Here is an 18,667-nt window from a genome sequence, read left to right as displayed (position 1 = left end):
GCTACCCGACCAGCCGCGCGAGGTACGCCTCGCGTTCTGCGACGTCGGCGCGCAGCTTCTCCGCGATCTCGTCCAGCAACCCGTCCGGGTCCTCCGGCGCCATCTTGATCATCGCGCCGATGGCGCTGGTCTCCAGCTCCCCCGCGACAGCGGCCAGCAGCTCCTTGCGCCGGGCCAGCCACTCCAGCCGGGCGTAAAGCTCCTCGCTCTCGCTCAGCCGCTCCTCGACCAGCACCGGACCCGCCTCCCACTCCCGCACCAGCTCCCGCAGCGCCGCCTCGTCACCCCGCCCGTACGCGGCATTGACCCGCGCGATGAACCCGTCACGCCGCGCCCGCTCCGCATCGTCCCGCGCCAGATCCGGATGCGCCTTGCGCACCAGCTCGCGGTAGATCTTGCGAGCCTCCTCACTGGGCCGCACCTTCTGCGGCGGGCTCACCGGCTGATCCGTGAGCATCGCCTGGGCCTCCGGAAACAGCCCTTCCGACCCCAGCCAGCCGTGGAACAGCTCCTCCACCTCCGGCATCGGCAGCACCGACGCCCGCGCCTCCCGGGCCTTGCGGATGTCCTCGGGGTCGCCGGTACGAGCCGCCACCGCCTCGGCGATCTGCGCATCGAGCTCGTCCAGCCGCGCGTACATGGGGCCGAGCCGCTGATGATGCAGCCGGGAGAAGTTCTCCACCTCCACCCGGAACGTCTCCACCGCGATCTCGAACTCGATCAACGCCTGCTCGGCGGCCCGCACCGCCTTCGCCAGCCGCCGCGTGGCCTCGTCGTGCCCGCCCTGGCCGTCGGCCGCCGCGTCCGGCCCCCCCGGAACGCCCCCCTCCGGGCCTGCGGCAGCCGCCGCATCACGCCCCCCTTCGCCCCGCGCCTCCCCGCGGGCGTCCGCCGCCCGCGGTTCGGCCGGGGCACCGGGTGCCCCCGGTACGTCCGGTCGGTCCTGGCCGTCCTGCGCGTTCTCCGCGTGCGAGTTCGTCACCCGGTCAGCGTACGGCCCCCATCAGCACCGTCCCTCGGGCCGCACCGGGCGACGGAGGCGGGGGCGCGTGGGGGGGCGACCGCTTGGGGTGCCTGAGGGGTGAGGGTGGGGGGGGTGAGGGGGCTGGGACTGCGGGTGACCTTCAGGCTCTCCCCTCGGGGCCCTTCCCCTCCCCCCACCCTCCCCAGCCCCACCCCTCGCCCCCCTGCCCATGCCCCGGCCCCGTGCCCCCTTCCCCGCGCTCCCGTCCGCCCTTCGAGCCCCTCCGCCCCTCAGACGCCGCTCTCCGCCGCGATGCGTCCGCTCCGCACCGCCGCGACCAGTACCGCATGGTCCGCTTCCGTCCGGTCCGCGTACTCGACCGCGAAGCGCGCTATCGCCTCGTCCAGCTCCTCCCCCTTGCCGCAGTACCCGGCCAGCACCCGCGGATCGGCGCTGTGGGCGTGGGCGCGGGCCAGCAGCGCTCCGGTCATCCGGGCGTAGTCGTCCAGTTGCGCCGCGGAGAGCCGGGCCGGATCCACGCTCCCCTTACGGTTCCTGAACTGCCGTACCTGGAACGGCCGTCCCGGACCCCGGCCGTCCCGCGCGCCCGTATCTCCGGTACCCGGCCCGACGCCGGCGTCACCCGCGTCCGAAGACGCTATGCCCGGACCGTCCGCTTCCCCTCCGTCGTCCGGCACCGTCGCCCACCCCAGCAGCAGGTCGCTCACCACCTGCATCCGTTGCTGCCCGAGCACCACCCGACGTCCCTCGTGTGTGGCCGACGGGGCCGGGAAGCCCGCCTTCGTCACGAACGGTGCCAGCACCGAAGGGCGTGCCTCCTTCACCTGGAGCACCAGTGGCTCGCCTCGGTGGTCGAGCAGCAGCACGACGTACGACCGCAGTCCGACGCTTCCCGTGCCGACCACCCGGAAGGCCACGTCGTGTACCGCGTACCTGGCGAGCAGCGGGTGACGGTCCTCCGGAAGCGTCTCCAGATACCCGGCGAGCGCGGAGGCGACCGTCGCCGCCTCGGCGTCCGGCACCCGCCGCAGTACCGGCGGCGCGTCCACGAAGCGGCGGCCGCCGTCCGGTCCTTGCTCCGTCGACTTCGCCGCGAACCGTGCGCTGGTGTTCTTGCGGGCCTTGGCGGCGACCCGCTCCAGGGTCCCGAGCAGGTCCCGGGCGTCCGTGTGCGACACCAGTTCCTCGTCGGCGATGGCGTTCCACGCGTCGGTCACCGGCAGCTTCGCGAGCAGCCGCATCGTGCGCCGGTACGCGCCGGCCGCGTCCCGTGCCGCGGCGTGGCAGTCGTCCTCGCCGGCGCCCGCCTCCCGGCCGGCCAGCACTATCGAGGTCGCGAGGCGCTTCGCGTCCCATTCCCACGGCCCGTGGACGGTCTCGTCGAAGTCGTTGAGGTCGATGACGAGGTCGCCGCGGGCGTCGCCGTAGAGGCCGAAGTTGGCGGCGTGGGCATCTCCGCATATCTGGGCGCCTATGCCGGTGACGGGGCTTGCCGCCAGGTCCTGCGCCATGAGCCCGGCCGAGCCGCGGAGGAAGGCGAACGGGCTGGCGGCCATCCGTCCGACGCGGATGGGTGTCAGTTCGGGCAGCCGCCCCGCGTTGGACTCTTCGACCGCCGCCACGGCGTCGGGCCGGTCGGCCGCGATGCGCAGTGCGGCCTGTTCGGCGCGCGGCAGTCGTTCCCGCAGCGACCGGCCCCTGGCCTTGGCCGATGGTGTTTCCCTGTCCGCCCTGGCGAACCCCGGTACGTATGGCACACGCGACACGGCGGGCCACCTCCCCCTTCACGACGCTGCCTGCGCACGGCGTCCGGCATGCCCGACACACCCGCGCCCCCACATCCGTCCGGCTCACCGGCTGTTTCCGGTGCGCCGATCACGACGTTACCGAGACTCGTGCGAAGGCGGCAGGGCCTGTGGATAACTCTCCGTTCGCCCGGAACGGCCGGGTGGAGGTGCGGAGTTGAGGGACAGGGTGGAAAGGGGCCACGTCCGGCCCCCACGCCCGCACGTCCATGGCCCACACATCCACGCCCGCATATCCGCACACCCGCACACCCACGGCCCACACGCCCAGAGTCCCGGCCTACACCCCCACCGCTTCTTCCATCTCCTCTTCGGCGTCCGCCCGTTGCGCCTGTCGTGCCGCCGGCCGCCGCGGTGCCCGCTCCGGCACCGTTGCGGCGATCGCGGCCGCCGCCACTGCCGTCGCGTTGGCCACGGCATCGGCTTCGGCCGCGCGCCGCCGCCGTTCGGCGAGTGCGGCGACGGCGACCACGAGCAGGCCGACGAGCAGCCAGCCGACCAGCGTCCAGACGTGGCCGGCGAGGCCGTAGCCGTCGAAGTAGACGTGGCTGCGGGTGCCTTCCACGAAGCCGGCACCGTTCCAGAAGGAGTGGAGGGCGGCGAAGAACCCGTTCTGCATCTCGGGGCGGAAGATCCCGCCGGACGAGGTGAAGTTGAGCATCACGAACAGCGCCATGACTCCGAGCGTCGTCCAGCGCTTGAGGAAGGTGTGCAGGCCGGTGCCGATCAGCAGGATGCCCGCGGAGTACAGCCAGGCCATGCCCCACAGTCCCCACCTGCCGTGGTCGACGAGGTGGAAGACGGGGCCGGCGAACAGCGCTCCGATGATGCTGACCACGAAGGACGTGCCGATGGCCAGCACGGCCCGCAGCCGCATCGGGAGGGCGGCTCCGGCGCCGCCGATGACGGCGACGGAGGCGTACGAGCCGATGCTGATCGCGACGAGCAGGAAGAAGATGCCCTGTCCTGTGGGGTCGTCCTTGGTGGTCGGCGCCACGTCGGTGACCTTCAGGGGGGCGCCCTGCCGGGCGGCGAGCGGGGTGAAGATCTTCTGCACGACGGAGGCGCTGGTGTCGGATCCGGCGGTGGCGACGAGCAGTTCGGGGGCGGGCTTGGCGGCGGTGCCGCGGGGAGCCGCCGCCCCCGAGGCCGTGGTGCCCGGAGCGGTCCCCGACGCCGTGCCCGATGCCGCGGCTCCGCCGGCGGCGGGGCCGGTGCCGCCCATCACGTACGCGCCGAAGATCTCCTGGTGCTTCAGCTGCTCGACGGCCGCGGCGCGGTCGGGCACGGTGCGTGCCTCCAGGTCGCCGTGTGCCGTGTCGTTGATGGTCTGGGCGAGCAGCTGGGCGTGGGTGCCGGATCCGACGACCGCGACGGGCAGGTGGTGCGGTGAGGGGTGGGCGAATGCGCCGAGGTAGGCCAGTCCCATCCCGATGCACATCAGGAGCGGGGTGATCAGGTGTGTCAGTACGTGTCGCAGCTCGCCCCGTTGGGCGTCGCGCCGTTCGCTTCGGTGGTCGTTTCGGTGGTCGGTGCGTCGGACCGCGCTCATGGGCAAGCCTTCTCCGCTGGTCGTCTGGTCGTCGGGGGAGTTGTCGCCGGTCGGCGGCTCCGGGCGGTCGGGCCGCGCGCGGCCAGTAGGTGGCATGCGCGACTCATAAGGTTGGCAATTACAACTCTCAATCCACGTTGTACTGTACAACTACTTCTGCGAAAGGCAACCACGTGACCCACCGCGACGACTCCGTCGAGACCATCCAGCAGGAGATGACCGCCTTCGCCCGGCGTGCCCGTGCGACGGCCGCGCGGATGCACCCCGAGCTGTCCCTGGTCTCCTACACGCTGCTGGCGCACCTCGATGACCAGGGCGGATGCCGTGCCACCGACCTCGCGGCGCACTACCTCCTGGACAAGTCGACGGTCAGCCGGCAGATCGCCGCCCTGGAGAAGCTCGGGTTCGTCGAGCGCCGCGTGGACCCGGACGACCAGCGCGTCCAGGTGTTGCATCCCACAGCGGAAGGCGCCCAGGTGCTGGCCAACGTCACCGCCAGTCGCCGCCAGGCGTTCCACGAGCGGCTCGCCGACTGGGACGAGGCCGATCTCGACCGGTTCGCGTCGTATCTGGTGCGCTACAACGCCGCGCAGGAGCGGCTCGGCTGAACCCGCACGCCCTCGGGGGGCCGAGGGGCTACTTGCGGAACCGCTCCGGGCACTGCCCGCCGTCGGCCAGATAGGTCTCCGCCCAGCGCCCCAGTTCCTGGAGCGCGGACTCCATCGCGCGTCCGGCCTCGGTGAGCCGGTAGGAGACCCGCAGCGGGGGCCCGGCGTCGACCTCGCGCACGACCAGACCGGTCGCCGCCAGCTCCATCAGGCGGTCGGACAGCATCCGCTCGCTGATCCCGGGGATGGCCCGGCGCAGGTCCGCGAAGTGCACGGGTCCGGGCATCAGGGTCGCCACGATGAGGCCCGTCCAGCGCTTTCCGAACAGCTCGAAGACGCGCGTCATGCCGTCGTCGACCTTCCTGCACGTCGCCTCGCTGTGGTCCGCCATGCACCCAGGGTACCGCCCTCGGGTTGGCTGCTGAAAAAAAGTAAGCTCCTGTGCTATGAATAGTGACGTACGGATTTCAACCAGTGGCCGGGCACCGTCCGGCCGCGTACCGAAGGACGGGTCCCCATGGCCACGCTTCTGCTCATCGACTCCTCCGTGTTCCCCGAGGGCGGCTCCGCCTCCCGCTCGGTGACCGCGGCCTTCCGCAAGACCTGGGAAGAGCAGCACCCCGACGGCACCGTCATCCACCGCGACCTGGGCGCCGACCCGGTTCCGCACCTCGACGGCGTCGGCGCCTCCGCCGGCTTCTCCGACCCCGCCACCCACACCCCCGAGCAGCAGGCCGCCTTCGCGCTGCGCACCCAGCTCGCCGAGGAGCTGGAGCGGGCCGACGCGATCGTCATAGGCGCGCCCATGTACAACTTCACGATCCCGTCCACCCTGAAGGCGTGGCTCGACCAGGCGATCATCATGGGCCGTACGGCCGGTGAGAACTCGTCCCTCAAGGGCAAGCCGGTCACCGTCGTCGCCAGCCGCGGCGGTTCGTACGCGCCGGGTACCCCGCGCGAGCCCTTCGAGTACGTCCAGAACTACCTGGAGGCCGTGCTGAACGGCGGGTTCGGCCTGGAGGTCGACTTCATCGTGCCCGAGCTGACGATGGCGCCCGCCAACCCGGCGATGACCGAGCTGATCCCGCTGTACGAGGCCTCCCGCGAGAAGGCCCACGAGGAGGCGGCGACCAAGGCCAAGGCCCTCGTCGAGCGCCTCGCCGCCTGACAGGACGGCACCCCGACCGGCCGGACACCGCGCGCACATCCGGCCCTGACGCGCCCGCCCCGGGGGCCGCGGTCACGAGCCTGCCGCCCGTGCCCCAACACCCCCGGGCCCGCGCCCCGTTCAGCCCTCCCGGCCCTCCCCACCCGGTGCCCTCCCCAGAGCGACCGCCGCCGGTGCCCAGACGGCGAGCGCGCCGCCCGGCCCCGGCGCATCGACGGTCCCCCATCTGTCCACGCCCCGCCCGCCGGCCGGCACGCCCGGCGCGCCCAAGCCCGACGGCCCCGTTGAACGCCGCCACGAACAGCGCGGCGGCGGCCTCCGGGCGTCCGGCGCCGCCGCCGTCAGCCAGGTCCGCGTACCGGCCGGCACACCCCCGTAGGCCGGCCCCCGGACGGCCACCAGGACCGCCGCCCCGGCACCCACGCGTCGCGCCCCACCGCCGGCATCAGCAGCACCGCCGCCGGCACCGCTCCACCCGCGAAACCGCCCGGGGCCGCGTGTTCGGTGCGACGGTGACCGCGGCCACGGAATCCGCCGCCGGGATGCGCGAACAGCCGGGCGGCGGCACGAATGTGACGTAGGACTCAAGTTGCCCCCGTCACGCCCTGCGAGGCGGGTCGCGGGCATGACGAAAGACCCCCGGTCTCCGGATTTCTCCGAAGACCGGGGGTCTCATCTGTGCGCGAGGGGGGAGTTGAACCCCCACGCCCTTTCGGGCACTGGAACCTGAATCCAGCGCGTCTGCCTATTCCGCCACCCGCGCATGGGTGCTGTCGGTTTATTCTCTCACGCGATCCGGGTTGTTCCGTCCGGGTCTTGTGTGAGCGCCTTCCGACATGCAGAACACTAGCACGCTGTCGGGGGCGCCTTCACACGCCTTTCCCCCGGTCCCCGGCCTGCGGGGACCGGGCGGCACTCCGCGGCGTCCTCGTACGTTCGCCGGGAGGATCCCCGGCGCTGGCCGGACTCGGCCCCCGCCCCCTGGGACGGGTCGGCGGTTGCGGGACACTGTTAACGGGGCACATCTACGATCGCAGTGCACACGAGGCGACGACACGGAACGACGAGGAGGCCGGCGGGGACGACGACGGGCACCGGGCAACCCTGTGGTGGGCGACACTCGTCCTCCAGGCAGGAAAGGGGAACCAGCCGATTTCCCGGCGCGTGGATACGATCAGTAAGCAGTATCAGGACGACCCTGAGGAAGACTGAGGAAGGAGGTGCCCCGTGGGAGTACTGAAGCGCTTCGAGCAGCGACTCGAAGGTCTCGTCAACGGCACCTTCGCCAAGGTGTTCAAGTCCGAGGTGCAGCCCGTTGAGATCGCCGGCGCGCTGCAGCGCGAGTGCGACAACAACGCCACCATCTGGAACCGCGACCGCACGGTCGTCCCCAACGACTTCATCGTCGAACTGAGCACCCCGGACCACGAGCGGCTGAGCCCGTACAGCGGGCAGCTCGGTGACGAGCTCTCCGGCATGGTCCGCGACTACGCCAAGCAGCAGCGGTACACCTTCATGGGCCCGATCAAGGTCCATCTGGAGAAGGCCGACGACCTCGACACCGGCCTCTACCGCGTCCGCAGCCGCACGCTCGCCTCCAGCACGTCCCAGGACCACCCGGGCCAGGCCGCGGCGGCCGCCCGCACCGCGGTGCCCCGCGGCGGTCATGTGAGTCCGCCGCCCATGCCCACGTCCCCGCCCCCCGGCGGCGCGGCGCCCGTACCCCGTACGGCACCGCCCGGTGCGGGGCCGCAGCCCCCCGCGCAGACCAGGCGCTGGATCGAGATCAACGGCACCCGCCACCAGATCTCCCGCCCGACCCTGGTGCTCGGCCGCAGCACCGACGCCGACGTACGGATCGACGACCCGGGTGTCTCCCGGCGTCACTGCGAGATCCGGGTCGGAACGCCCCCCACGATCCAGGATCTGGGATCCACCAACGGCATCGTGGTGGACGGGCAGCACACCACCCGCGCTAGTCTCCGCGACGGCTCGCGGATCGTCGTGGGCAGTACCACCATCGTTTACCGGCAAGCCGAAGGGTGAAGCGGGGCCAATGTCAGAGCTGACCCTCACGGTCATGCGGTTGGGTTTCCTCGCCGTACTGTGGCTGTTCGTCATCGTGGCCGTCCAGGTCATCCGCAGCGACCTGTTCGGCACGCGCGTCACACAACGCGGTGCCGCGCGTCGCGGCGGGGAGCCGCGCACCCAGCGCCAGTCCGCGCCGCCGCAGCAGCGGCGCCAGGAAGGCGGTCGCGGCGGCAACCGCCAGCGGCGCGGTGCCCCCACCAAACTGGTGGTCTCCGAAGGCACGTTGGCCGGTACGACCGTCGCCCTCCAGGGGCAGACGATCTCCCTGGGGCGGGCGCACGACTCCACGATCGTGCTGGACGACGACTACGCGTCCAGCAGGCATGCCAGGATCTACCCGGACCGTGACGGCCAGTGGATCGTCGAGGATCTGGGTTCCACCAACGGCACGTACCTTGACCGGACCCGACTGACGACCGCGACACCCATTCCGCTGGGAGCCCCGATCCGCATCGGCAAGACCGTCATCGAGCTGCGGAAGTAGTACGACAATGAGCGAGCGGAGCGAGCGAGCCGTGACGGTCCACTCGGCGGACCCGGGCGTGCTCCCGACCGGAGGGTGGGCAGTGTGGCTCGACGAGACCGGCTGTACCCCGAGCCGACGGGTGAGGTGCGCATGAGTCTGTCGCTGCGCTTCGCCGCCGGATCGCACAAGGGCATGATCCGCGAGGGGAACGAAGACTCCGGTTATGCCGGGCCCCGTCTGCTCGCCATCGCCGACGGCATGGGCGGCCAGGCCGCCGGTGAGGTCGCCTCGTCGGAGGTGATCTCCACCCTCGTCCAGCTCGACGACGACGTCCCGGGCTCGGACATCCTCACGTCCCTGGGCACCGCCGTGCAGCGCGCCAACGACCAGCTGCGGGTGATGGTCGAGGAGGATCCCCAGCTGGAGGGCATGGGGACGACGCTGACCGCCCTGCTGTGGACGGGTCAGCGGCTCGGTCTCGTCCACGTCGGCGACTCGCGCGCCTATCTGCTGCGCGACGGGGTGCTGACGCAGATCACCCAGGACCACACCTGGGTGCAGCGGCTGGTCGACGAGGGCCGCATCACCGAGGAGGAGGCCACCACCCACCCGCAGCGGTCGCTGCTGATGCGGGCGCTGGGCAGTGGCGACCACGTCGAGCCGGACCTGTCGATCCGCGAGGTGCGGGCCGGGGACCGGTATCTGATCTGCTCGGACGGGCTGTCCGGGGTGGTCAGCCACCAGACCCTCGAAGAGACCCTGGCGAGCTATCACGGGCCGCACGAGACCGTGCAGGAGCTGATCCAGCTCGCGCTGCGCGGCGGCGGGCCCGACAACATCACCTGCATCGTCGCCGACGTCCTGGACGTGGACGGCAACGAGGCGATGGCCGGCCAGCTCAACGACACCCCGGTGATCGTGGGCGCCGTCGCCGAGAACCAGCACCAGCTCAACGACCCCAGCACGCTCCAGACGCCGGCCGCCCGCGCCGCCGAGCTGGGCCGCCGGGACGCTCCGCCGGCTCCCGGGGGTGCCTTCGGGCCGCCCGGAAGCGGTGGCCCGGAGGTCGGCGGGATGCCGCAGGGTTCGTTCGGCGCGTTCACCGACGAGGACTTCCTCAAGCCGCGGCGGCGCGGGCGGTGGATCAAGGCGTCGCTGTTCACCGCGCTCGCGCTGGCCGTGATCGGCGGCGGGCTCTACGCGGGCTACCAGTGGACGCAGACCCAGTACTTCGTCGGCGCCAAGGACGACCACGTCGCGCTCTACCGGGGCATCAGCCAGGACCTGGCCTGGATCAAGCTGAACTCCGTCGACGAGGACCACCCCGAGATCGAACTCAAGTACCTGCCGGTCTACCAGCGGAACCAGGTCAAGGAGACGATCGCGGTCGACAACCGCGGCCAGGCCAGCGACAAGGTCACCGAGCTCGGCAAGCAGGCCAGTGCCTGCCAGTCCATGCAGCAGCGGGAGGCCGCCGAGCGCGCCGCGGCCGCAGCCAAGGGCAAGGCGACGCAGCCCGCCAAGCCCGGCGGCAAGCCCACGGCCGGCGACAAGACGGGCAAGGCCGGCACGGGCAGCGGCCTGGCCGGGACGCTCTCGGCGACCACCACCCCCACCCCCACGCCCAGCCAGACGCCCTCAGAGGAGCAGCAGAAGCTGGAAAAGAATTGCAGCACCCAGTGAGGGCGTAGGGGGCCGTAGATTCATGAGCAGCATCACCACCACGACCACCATCGGCACGTTCGTGGCGCCGAGCCGGCGCAACACCGAAATGGCGCTGTTGGTCTTCGCGGTGCTGATCGCGGTGTTCGCGTATGTCAACGTGGGCCTGGCGAAGGACGGTTCGGTGCCGGCCGGTGCGCTGGGTTACACCGTGGGCCTGGGGCTGCTGGCGGGTGTGACGCATGTCATCGTGCGCAAGTGGGCACCGTACGCCGACCCGTTGATGCTGCCCGTGGCGACGCTGCTCAACGGCATGGGTCTGGTCTTCATCTGGCGCCTTGACCAGGAGCCTTCGCTCGGCAAGGCGATGGCGCCGAACCAGCTGCTGTGGTCGGCGCTCGGTGTCGCGCTGTTCATCGGCATGCTGATCCTCCTCAAGGACCACCGCGTCCTGCAGCGCTACACCTCCATCTCGATGGTGGTCGCGCTGGTGCTGCTGATCGCGCCGGTGTTCTTCCCCGGTGTGAACGGTGCGAAGATCTGGATCACGATTCCGGGGCTCGGATCGCTGCAGCCGGGCGAGTTCGCGAAGATCGTCATCGCGATCTTCTTCGCCGGGTACCTGATGGTGAAGCGGGACGCGCTGGCGCTGGCCAGCCGCCGTTTCCTGGGGCTCTACCTGCCGCGCGGCCGGGACCTCGGCCCGATCCTGGTGGTCTGGGCGCTGAGCCTGATGATCCTGGTCTTCGAGACGGACCTCGGCACGTCCCTGCTGTTCTTCGGCCTGTTCGTGGTGATGCTGTACGTCGCCACCGAGCGCACCAGCTGGATCGTGTTCGGTCTGCTGCTCAGCGCGGGCGGCGCGGTCGCGGTGGCCGGCTTCGAGTCGCATCTGCAGACCCGGGTCCACAACTGGCTGAACCCGCTGGAGCTGGTCAACGGCGGGGTGACCGAGACCGCGCAGGCGATGTACTCCTTCGGGTCCGGCGGCCTCCTGGGCTCCGGTCTGGGGCAGGGCTACTCCCGGCTGATCCAGGGCATCGCGCCGAAGAGCGACTACATCCTGGCCACCGTGGGCGAGGAGGTCGGCCTCGCCGGGCTGATGGGCATCCTGCTGCTGTACGGTCTGCTGATCGAGCGCGGTATCCGTACGGCGCTGGCCGCCCGCGATCCGTTCGGCAAGCTGCTGGCCGTCGGTCTGACCGGCGCCTTCGCCCTGCAGGTCTTCGTGGTGGCCGGCGGTGTGACGGGCCTGATCCCGCTGACGGGCATGACCATGCCGTTCCTGGCCCAGGGCGGCTCGTCCGTCATCGCGAACTGGGCGCTGGTGGGGATCCTGATCCGCATCAGCGACACCGCGCGCCGTCCCGCTCCCACTCCCGCACCGTCGACCGACGCCGAAATGACCCAGGTGGTCCGCCCGTGAACAAGCCCCTGCGCCGGGTCGCGATCTTCTGCGGCCTGCTCGTCCTCGCCCTGCTGATCCGCGTGAACTGGGTGCAGTTCGTGCAGAGCGACCAGCTCAAGAACGACCCGCACAACCGCCGGGTCGCCATCGAGCGCTACAGCACGCCGCGCGGCAACATCATCGTGGACGGCAAGGCCATCACCGGGTCGGCGACCACCGACGTCGGCGACTTCAAGTACAAGCGCACGTACAAAGACGGCAAAATGTGGGCGCCGGTCACCGGCTACGCCTCGCAGGCGTTCGACTCCAACCAGTTGGAGAAGCTCAACGACGCCATCCTCACCGGCACCGACGACCGGCTCTTCTTCAGCCGCACCGTGGACATGTTCACCGGCGGCAAGCAGAAGGGCGGCAACGTGGTGACCACCCTGGACGCCAAGGCCCAGAAGGCCGCCTTCGACGGTCTCGGCAACAGCAAGGGCGCGGTCGTCGCGCTCAACCCGGAGACCGGTGCGATCCTGGCGCTGGCCAGCACCCCGTCCTACGACCCGTCCACGTTCGCGGGGATGAGCAACAAGGACGCCGCGGCGTACAACGCGCTGCAGAAGAAGAACGACCCGGACGAGCCGATGCTCAACCGGGCGCTGCGCCAGACCTACCCGCCCGGCTCCACCTTCAAGATCGTCACCGCCTCGGCGGCCCTGGAGAACGGCCTCTACACCGACGTCGACGCCAAGACCGACTCCCCGGTGCCGTACACGCTCCCCGACACCGCCGGCGTGCAGCTGAAGAACGAGGGCGACATCCCCTGCGAGAACGCCAGCATGCGGGTGGCGCTGCAGTGGTCCTGCAACACCGTCTTCGGCAAGATCAGTGGGGATCTCGGCAACAAGAAGATGAAGGCCGAGGCGGAGAAGTTCGGCTTCAACAACGACATGATCGACACCCCGGTCCGCGCCGCCGAGAGCATCTTCCCCAAGGACAACCGGCCGCAGAACGCGATGGCCGGCATCGGCCAGGCGTCGAACCGCGCCACCCCGCTGCAGATGGCCATGGTCGCCTCGGCGGTCGCCAACGGCGGCAAGCTGATGAAGCCGTACATGGTCGACCAGCTGGTCGCGCCGAACCTCAACGTCGTCCAGCAGCACACGCCGCAGGAGATGAGCCGGCCGCTCAAGCCGGAGAACGCGCAGAAGATCCAGAGCATGATGGAGACCGTGGTCAAGGAGGGCACGGGAACCAACGCGAAGATCCCCGGCGTTACTGTCGGCGGGAAGACGGGCACCGCGCAGCACGGCGAGAACAACAAGGACAACCCGTACGCCTGGTTCATCTCCTACGCGAAGACCGCCAAGGGAACCCCGGTAGCGGTCGCCGTCGTCATTGAGGGATCGGACACGCTCCGGGACGACATCGCCGGTGGCAAGCTGGCCGCTCCGATCGCGAAAGGCGTGATGGAGGCGGTCATCTCGGGCGAGAAGTGACGCGGGTCATGCCCATACCGGTCACGTATCAGGTTGCGGCTCCGGCCCGGTCCGATACGGCGTGCCGGGTACGGTATGCCCGGACAGCACACCGCCGGACCACACACCGGTGCGGTCGGGACTGACGGAGAGGGCTGGAGAAGCTTATGGAAGAGCCGCGTCGCCTCGGCGGCCGGTACGAGCTGGGCTCGGTGCTCGGCCGTGGTGGCATGGCCGAGGTCTACCTCGCGCATGACACCCGCCTCGGCCGCACCGTAGCGGTGAAGACACTGCGGGTGGACCTCGCCCGCGACCCGTCCTTCCAGGCCCGGTTCCGCCGTGAGGCCCAGTCGGCCGCCTCGCTGAACCATCCGTCGATCGTCGCGGTCTACGACACCGGCGAGGACTACGTCGACGGGGTGTCGATCCCGTACATCGTCATGGAGTACGTCGACGGTTCGACGCTGCGTGAGCTGCTGCACTCCGGGCGGAAACTGCTGCCCGAGCGGTCGCTGGAGATGACGACCGGTGTCCTGCAGGCGCTGGAGTACTCGCACCGGGCCGGCATCGTGCACCGCGACATCAAGCCCGCCAACGTCATGCTGACCCGCACCGGCCAGGTCAAGGTCATGGACTTCGGTATCGCCCGCGCCATGGGCGACGCCGGGATGACCATGACGCAGACCGCGGCGGTGATCGGCACCGCGCAGTACCTCTCGCCGGAGCAGGCCAAGGGCGAGCAGGTCGACGCCCGCTCGGACCTGTACTCCACCGGCTGCCTGCTCTACGAGCTGCTGACCGTGCGCCCGCCGTTCGTCGGCGACTCGCCGGTCGCGGTGGCGTACCAGCACGTCCGGGAGGAGCCGCAGAAGCCCAGCAACTTCGATCCCGAGATCTCGCCCGAGATGGACGCCATCGTCCTCAAGGCGCTGGTCAAGGACCCGGACTACCGCTACCAGTCGGCCGACGAGATGCGCGCCGACATCGAGGCGGCGCTGGACGGCCAGCCGGTCGCGGCGACCGCGGCGCTGGGTGCGGTCGGCTACGACCAGGACCAGCCCACGACGATGCTGCGCCCGCAGGACCCGGGCGGCCCGAAGACGTCGATGATGCCGCCGATAAGCGCGGACGACGGGGGCTACGGCTACGACGACCGCACCGACCGGCGCCGGGGCGGCGGCCGGAAGAAGAGCAACGTCTCGACGATCCTGCTGGTCCTGGCGGCCGTCCTCGTCCTGGTCGGTGCGATCTTCATCGGCAAGGCGATGTTCAGCGGCGGCAACAAGGGCTCCAAGGTCCCGGTGCCGAACCTCGTCGGCAAGACGCTGGCGGAGGCCACGGCATTCGGTCACAACGGCTCCTTCAACGTCGTCAAGGGCGGCAGCAAGGCCTGCGACAACGCCAAGAAGGGCCAGGTCACCGAGCAGGACCCGGCGGCCGACTCGAACATCGACAAGGACGGCACGGTCACCGTCACGATGTGCTCGGGCACGGTGAAGGTCGCCGTCCCGGATGTGACGGGCTACACCTTCGACAAGGCCAAGACGATCCTGGCCGGCAAGGGCTTCACCAACGTCCAGCAGCAGCAGAAGGTCTCCGACGCCAAGCCGGGCACCGTCACGGACCAGGACCCCACGGCCCAGACCGAGGCGCCCAAGGACACCCAGATCACGCTGACCATCGCGCAGGCGACCCCGAAGGTGACCGTCCCGGACGTCAAGGGGCAGGACGTCAATGCCGCGACCAAGCAGCTGCAGGACCAGGGCTTCACGGTCCAGCGGGGGCCGGACCGGAATGTGACCGACCCGTCGCAGAACGGCAAGGTCGTCGGCGAGAGCCCGGACGGCAACACCCAGGCGGCGCCGAACTCCACGGTCACGCTGACGGTCGGCAAGGCAGCGGCGCAGACGCCGGTGCCGAACGTGGTCGGCCAGAAGGTGAAGGACGCGAAGAAGACGCTGCAGCAGGCCGGCTTCAACAACATCCAGTTCGCCGGCGGTAGTTCGCAGGACGACAAGGCCATGGTCATGTCGCAGGACCCGCAGCCCGGGCCCCCCGCGGACCCCGCGTCGACCACCGTGACGCTGACCACCGTCGGCGGCAACGGCAACGGCAACGGCGGAGGGTTCATCGGCGGGGACTTCGGAGGCAAGAACAACTAGCGGCCCGCACCGCGTCGTACGACGGAGCCCCGGCAGCCCCATGGAGGGCGGCCGGGGCTCCGTCGTGTGGGGGCCGGGTGTGCGGGTCCTAGCGGAGTTCCTCGGGGGGTGTGCGGTCCGCGTCGACCTTCTGGGTGCGTACCAGCTCGCCCCAGACGATGTAGCGGTAGTCCGAGGTGTAGACGGGAGTGCAGGTCGTGAGGGTGATGTAGCGGCCCGCCGTGTGCTTGCCGGACTCCGCGGGGATCTTGTCGAGGACGGTCACGTTGTACTTCGAGGTCTGCGGCAGCGTCGCGAAGACCTTGTAGACGTACCAGGTGTCCTTCGTCTCGAAGACGATCGGATCGCCGTCCTTGAGCTTGTCGATGTTGTGGAACTTGGCGCCGTGGCCGTCGCGGTGCGCGGCGAGGGCGAAGTTGCCCTTCGTGTCCTGCGGCAGCGCCGACTTGACCGGCTTGGTGTAGTAGCCGGCGACGCCTTCGTTGAGGACGTCGGTGTCGGTGCCCTTCTTGACCAGCACCTCGCCGTTGTCCATCGCCGGTACGTGCAGGAAGCCGATACCGTCCTTGGTGTCCAGCTCCCCCGGTCCCTTGGGGCCGGCGGGCGGCGGCGCCGCCCAGTGCTTGCGGACCTGGTCGCTCTGCTTGTGCGACTCGCGGTCGGCGAGGACGTTGGTCCACCACAGCGAGTAGGCGACGAACAGCCCCAGGATCACACCGGCCGTGATCAGCAGCTCACCGATGACGCTGACGACGGAGGCGACGGCCGCCCACCGCCGGCGCGGGTTCGGTGACCGCGCGGACCGGTCGCTGTCCTGGTCGATTCCGCTGGCAGTCACCGCGGCGCACCCTTCTTTAGTTTCGCTCAGCCGGCGAGCGCTTCCGGTTTGCCCTTGCTCCGCGGTCGCTCGTCGACCATCTTGCCCCAGACGATCAACCGAAAGGTACTGGTGAACTCCGGTGTGCAGGTGGTCAAGGTGATGTAGCGACCCGGACCGGTGAATCCCGAACCCGGCGGTACCGGACCGATCACGCTGGTGTTGCTGGGCGACGTCTGAGGGAGGACGCTCTCCATCTCGTACGTGTAGTACGCGCTCTGCGTCTCCACGACGATTTTGTCGCCCTTGGTGAGCCGGTTGATGTACCGAAACGGCTCACCGTGGGTGTTGCGGTGGGCCGCGACCGCGAAGTTGCCCTTCGGGTCCCACGGCATCGCCGTCTTGGTCCCGCTGCTGGCGTCGTAGTGGCCGATCATGCCGTGGTCCAGCACCGTGGTCTTGTCGATGCCCTCGGCGATCGGAGCCTTCACGTCGAGCTTGGGGATGTACATGATCCCGAAGCGCTCACCGACCGCGAGGTTCTTCTTCTCGCCGCCGCCCTTGTCCCACTGCTGCTGGAGGGTGTTGGCGGCGCCGCCCGCCTCCGCGTCGGCCCGCACGTTCGTCCACCACAGCTGGTAGGTGACGAAGAGCAGCATCAGCACGCCGAGGGTGATGAACACTTCGCCCAGTGCGCGGCTGGCGATCAGGCTGGGGCTGTCCTTGGCGGCGCGCTGGGCGCGGCGGGCCTCGACCCGGGTCATGGGGGCCTTGGGCGATTCGGCGGCCGTCACGGTGGCGGCAGCGGTGGCCTCGGCTGCCGCGGCTCCATGGCGGCCGTGGCGGCCACCCCGCCGGGTGGCCTGCTGAGCGGCCTTGCGGCGGGCCGCGCGGCCTTCCGGCGCCGGGTCGGTCCCGGTTTCACGTGAAACCACCGCGGCGGTGCCGGTTTCACGTGAAACGGCGTCCCGGTCGCCCTCCGCCTGGCGCAGGGCCATGGTCTCCTCGTCCCGCTGCGGTCCGGGAGCGGCGGGCGCGGCGGGTTTCGGGACCAGCGGCGGGATCGCGGGGAGCGGCGCCGTCAGGGCCTCGGCGACCGTGAACGGCGGAGGTATCGGCTCGGTCCGCGCGGCGTAACCTCCGCTGCCCAGGCCGCCGTTGACCTGCCCGTAGTCGTCGCGCTCGGGGCCGTAGGACTGCGGACGGCGCGGGGCGGGCGGGGTGGGTGGGGTGTCCTCGGGGGCGGGTTTCCGGTGCCGGGCCGCTGGCCGGGACTGGGGCTGGGCCGGAGGCCGGTTCTGGGCGGGCGGCTCGTGGTGCGGCCGGAACCAGGGGGAGCCCGGCCCCTCTTCGGTCCGCGGTGCCCGCTCCTCCGGTTCGTACGGGCCCGGCAGCGATGCCGTCGCCCCGCCCGGCAGGGGGTCGTTCAGCGGGTCGCTGAGCCGCCGTACCGCCGCCTCGAACGCGTCGGGGTGCCCGTCGGGGGCTCCCGGCCCGTAAGGATCCTGCGCCGAGTACGGCCGCTCCGGCTCGTACGGGTCGGAGGACTCGTACGGGTCGGAGGATCTGCCGTCACGCTCGGGGCGCAGGGCGGTCACGCGCCGGCCTTGCCGACCACCGGGGCCAGCCCCGCCGAACGCCCCACCGCTCCCTCGTCGCCGCACTCCACCAGCCAGTTGGCGAGCATCCTGTGTCCCCACTCCGTCAGCACCGACTCGGGGTGGAACTGCACGCCCTCTACCGGGAGTTCGCGGTGCCGCAGGCCCATGATGATCCGGCCGCCGGGGGCGTCCTCGGCCTCCGTCCAGGCGGTGACCGCCAGCGCGTCGGGGACGGTGTCCGGCTCGACGGCCAGGGAGTGGTAGCGGGTCGCGGTGAAGGGCGACGGCAGTCCGGCGAAGACCCCGGCGCCCTCGTGCAGGACGGGCGAGGTCTTGCCGTGCAGCAGCTCGGGCGCCCGGTCCACCACACCGCCGTAGGCGACGGCCATCGACTGCAGGCCCAGGCACACGCCGAACACCGGGACGCCGGTGTCCGCGCAGTGCCGGACCATGTCGACGCAGACCCCGGCCTGCTCGGGCGTGCCCGGACCAGGGGAGAGCAGGACGCCGTCGAAGCCGTCCTGAGCGTGGCGCGGGGCGACCTCGTCGTTGCGCAGCACCTCGCATTCGGCGCCGAGCTGGTAGAGGTACTGGACGAGGTTGAAGACGAAGCTGTCGTAGTTGTCGACGACGAGAATGCGTGCGGTCATCGGTTGGCTGCCATCCCTTGGTCGACAGTGACGTCATTGAAGGGGAGCAGCGGCTCCGCCCACGGAAAGACCCACTGGAAGAGCACGAAGACGACCGCCAGCACGAGCACCAGGGAAATCAGCGCCTTCACCCATGTGTTGCCCGGCAGCTGCCGCCAGATCCAGCCGTACATGCTGTCGCTGTCCCCTTGCCGATGCCCGATGACGATGTCGATTGGACACCAGAGTA

16 protein-coding genes and 1 tRNA gene are annotated in these 18,667 nt (G+C 70.6%); 8 read left to right on the top strand and 9 right to left on the bottom strand.

The features are described from left to right. Position 1 precedes the first annotated feature (1 nt). The 3 genes from GR130_RS00190 to GR130_RS00180 all read right to left on the bottom strand — a co-directional run bounded on the left by GR130_RS00190 (position 2) and on the right by GR130_RS00180 (position 4,342). Positions 2–982 (bottom strand): J domain-containing protein, encoded by a 981-nt coding sequence (locus GR130_RS00190; protein ID WP_159502835.1) that lies wholly within the window; start codon positions 980–982, stop codon positions 2–4. Positions 983–1,254: 272 nt separating this feature from the next. After that, entirely contained in the window at positions 1,255–2,751 is a 1,497-nt protein-coding gene (locus GR130_RS00185; protein ID WP_159502834.1) for a DUF2252 domain-containing protein, read from the bottom strand. Positions 2,752–3,070: 319 nt separating this feature from the next. After that, entirely contained in the window at positions 3,071–4,342 is a 1,272-nt protein-coding gene (locus GR130_RS00180; protein ID WP_159502833.1) for an ABC transporter permease, read from the bottom strand. A 173-nt stretch (positions 4,343–4,515) separates the two neighbouring features. Between GR130_RS00180 and GR130_RS00175 the strand changes: the two genes are divergently transcribed. Continuing rightward, the gene (locus GR130_RS00175; protein WP_159502832.1) at positions 4,516–4,950 is read left to right on the top strand and encodes a MarR family winged helix-turn-helix transcriptional regulator; all 435 of its coding nucleotides are present in this window, start codon (positions 4,516–4,518) and stop codon (positions 4,948–4,950) included. A 28-nt stretch (positions 4,951–4,978) separates the two neighbouring features. Here GR130_RS00175 and GR130_RS00170 read toward each other — a convergent pair whose 3' ends face one another. Continuing rightward, positions 4,979–5,341: a winged helix-turn-helix transcriptional regulator gene (locus GR130_RS00170; RefSeq protein ID WP_159502831.1), complete on the bottom strand. Its 363-nt coding sequence runs from the start codon at positions 5,339–5,341 to the stop codon at positions 4,979–4,981. Between the two features lie 126 nt (positions 5,342–5,467). Here GR130_RS00170 and GR130_RS00165 point away from each other — a divergent pair, with 126 nt between their 5' ends. Beyond that, positions 5,468–6,118 carry an FMN-dependent NADH-azoreductase gene (locus GR130_RS00165; RefSeq protein ID WP_159502830.1) on the top strand — a complete coding sequence of 217 codons (651 nt, stop codon included), beginning with the start codon at positions 5,468–5,470 and terminating at the stop codon, positions 6,116–6,118. A 679-nt stretch (positions 6,119–6,797) separates the two neighbouring features. Here GR130_RS00165 and GR130_RS00160 read toward each other — a convergent pair. Beyond that, a tRNA-Leu gene (locus tag GR130_RS00160) sits at positions 6,798–6,881 on the bottom strand. A gap of 464 nt (positions 6,882–7,345) precedes the next feature. On the opposite strand from GR130_RS00160, the gene GR130_RS00155 reads away from it, so the two are divergent. From GR130_RS00155 to pknB, 6 genes are all read left to right on the top strand, one after another. Further along, positions 7,346–8,164 carry an FhaA domain-containing protein gene (locus tag GR130_RS00155; protein ID WP_159502829.1) on the top strand — a complete coding sequence of 273 codons (819 nt, stop codon included), beginning with the start codon at positions 7,346–7,348 and terminating at the stop codon, positions 8,162–8,164. Positions 8,165–8,174: 10 nt separating this feature from the next. Then, the gene (locus GR130_RS00150) at positions 8,175–8,693 is read left to right on the top strand and encodes an FHA domain-containing protein FhaB/FipA (protein ID WP_159502828.1); all 519 of its coding nucleotides are present in this window, start codon (positions 8,175–8,177) and stop codon (positions 8,691–8,693) included. Between the two features lie 132 nt (positions 8,694–8,825). Next, entirely contained in the window at positions 8,826–10,358 is a 1,533-nt protein-coding gene (locus tag GR130_RS00145) for a PP2C family protein-serine/threonine phosphatase (protein ID WP_159509560.1), read from the top strand. 22 nt (positions 10,359–10,380) lie between these two features. Continuing rightward, positions 10,381–11,763 carry an FtsW/RodA/SpoVE family cell cycle protein gene (locus tag GR130_RS00140; protein ID WP_159502827.1) on the top strand — a complete coding sequence of 461 codons (1,383 nt, stop codon included), beginning with the start codon at positions 10,381–10,383 and terminating at the stop codon, positions 11,761–11,763. Further along, positions 11,760–13,229, top strand: a complete 1,470-nt coding sequence (locus GR130_RS00135; protein WP_159502826.1) for a peptidoglycan D,D-transpeptidase FtsI family protein — start codon at positions 11,760–11,762, stop codon at positions 13,227–13,229. The genes GR130_RS00140 and GR130_RS00135 overlap by 4 nt, the downstream gene beginning before the upstream one ends. Before the next feature lie 146 nt (positions 13,230–13,375). Then, positions 13,376–15,370, top strand: a complete 1,995-nt coding sequence (gene pknB / locus GR130_RS00130) for a Stk1 family PASTA domain-containing Ser/Thr kinase (protein WP_159502825.1) — start codon at positions 13,376–13,378, stop codon at positions 15,368–15,370. Between the two features lie 88 nt (positions 15,371–15,458). Here the strand turns inward: pknB and GR130_RS00125 are convergent, their stop codons facing one another. From GR130_RS00125 to GR130_RS39585, 4 genes are read right to left on the bottom strand one after another with little or no spacing between them, the layout of a single operon-like run. Further along, positions 15,459–16,208 (bottom strand): class E sortase, encoded by a 750-nt coding sequence (locus GR130_RS00125; RefSeq protein WP_201304760.1) that lies wholly within the window; start codon positions 16,206–16,208, stop codon positions 15,459–15,461. 26 nt (positions 16,209–16,234) lie between these two features. Then, positions 16,235–17,785 (bottom strand): class E sortase, encoded by a 1,551-nt coding sequence (locus tag GR130_RS00120; RefSeq protein ID WP_159502824.1) that lies wholly within the window; start codon positions 17,783–17,785, stop codon positions 16,235–16,237. Then, positions 17,782–18,438: an aminodeoxychorismate/anthranilate synthase component II gene (locus GR130_RS00115; protein WP_159502823.1), complete on the bottom strand. Its 657-nt coding sequence runs from the start codon at positions 18,436–18,438 to the stop codon at positions 17,782–17,784. Before GR130_RS00115 ends, GR130_RS00120 begins: the two co-directional genes overlap by 4 nt. Further along, positions 18,435–18,611: a hypothetical protein gene (locus GR130_RS39585; RefSeq protein ID WP_201304759.1), complete on the bottom strand. Its 177-nt coding sequence runs from the start codon at positions 18,609–18,611 to the stop codon at positions 18,435–18,437. Before GR130_RS39585 ends, GR130_RS00115 begins: the two co-directional genes overlap by 4 nt. Positions 18,612–18,667: the final 56 nt, after the last annotated feature.

It is taken from the genome of Streptomyces sp. GS7, assembly GCF_009834125.1.
In the GTDB taxonomy this organism is placed as follows: domain Bacteria; phylum Actinomycetota; class Actinomycetes; order Streptomycetales; family Streptomycetaceae; genus Streptomyces.
The sequence above is the reverse complement of the archived record's forward strand: the minus strand, read 5'-3'. Positions and strand labels throughout refer to the sequence as shown.

Bases quoted from the DNA above. Each gene is read 5' to 3' on its own strand.
- GR130_RS00150 (WP_159502828.1), top strand. From the start codon at position 8,175: ATGTCAGAGCTGACCCTCACGGTCATGCGGTTGGGTTTCCTCGCCGTA.
- GR130_RS00170 (WP_159502831.1), bottom strand. From the start codon at position 5,341: ATGGCGGACCACAGCGAGGCGACGTGCAGGAAGGTCGACGACGGCATG.
- GR130_RS00180 (WP_159502833.1), bottom strand. From the start codon at position 4,342: ATGAGCGCGGTCCGACGCACCGACCACCGAAACGACCACCGAAGCGAA.
- GR130_RS00145 (WP_159509560.1), top strand. From the start codon at position 8,826: ATGAGTCTGTCGCTGCGCTTCGCCGCCGGATCGCACAAGGGCATGATC.
- pknB (WP_159502825.1), top strand. From the start codon at position 13,376: ATGGAAGAGCCGCGTCGCCTCGGCGGCCGGTACGAGCTGGGCTCGGTG.
- GR130_RS00115 (WP_159502823.1), bottom strand. From the start codon at position 18,438: ATGACCGCACGCATTCTCGTCGTCGACAACTACGACAGCTTCGTCTTC.
- GR130_RS39585 (WP_201304759.1), bottom strand. From the start codon at position 18,611: ATGTACGGCTGGATCTGGCGGCAGCTGCCGGGCAACACATGGGTGAAG.
- GR130_RS00140 (WP_159502827.1), top strand. From the start codon at position 10,381: ATGAGCAGCATCACCACCACGACCACCATCGGCACGTTCGTGGCGCCG.
- GR130_RS00165 (WP_159502830.1), top strand. From the start codon at position 5,468: ATGGCCACGCTTCTGCTCATCGACTCCTCCGTGTTCCCCGAGGGCGGC.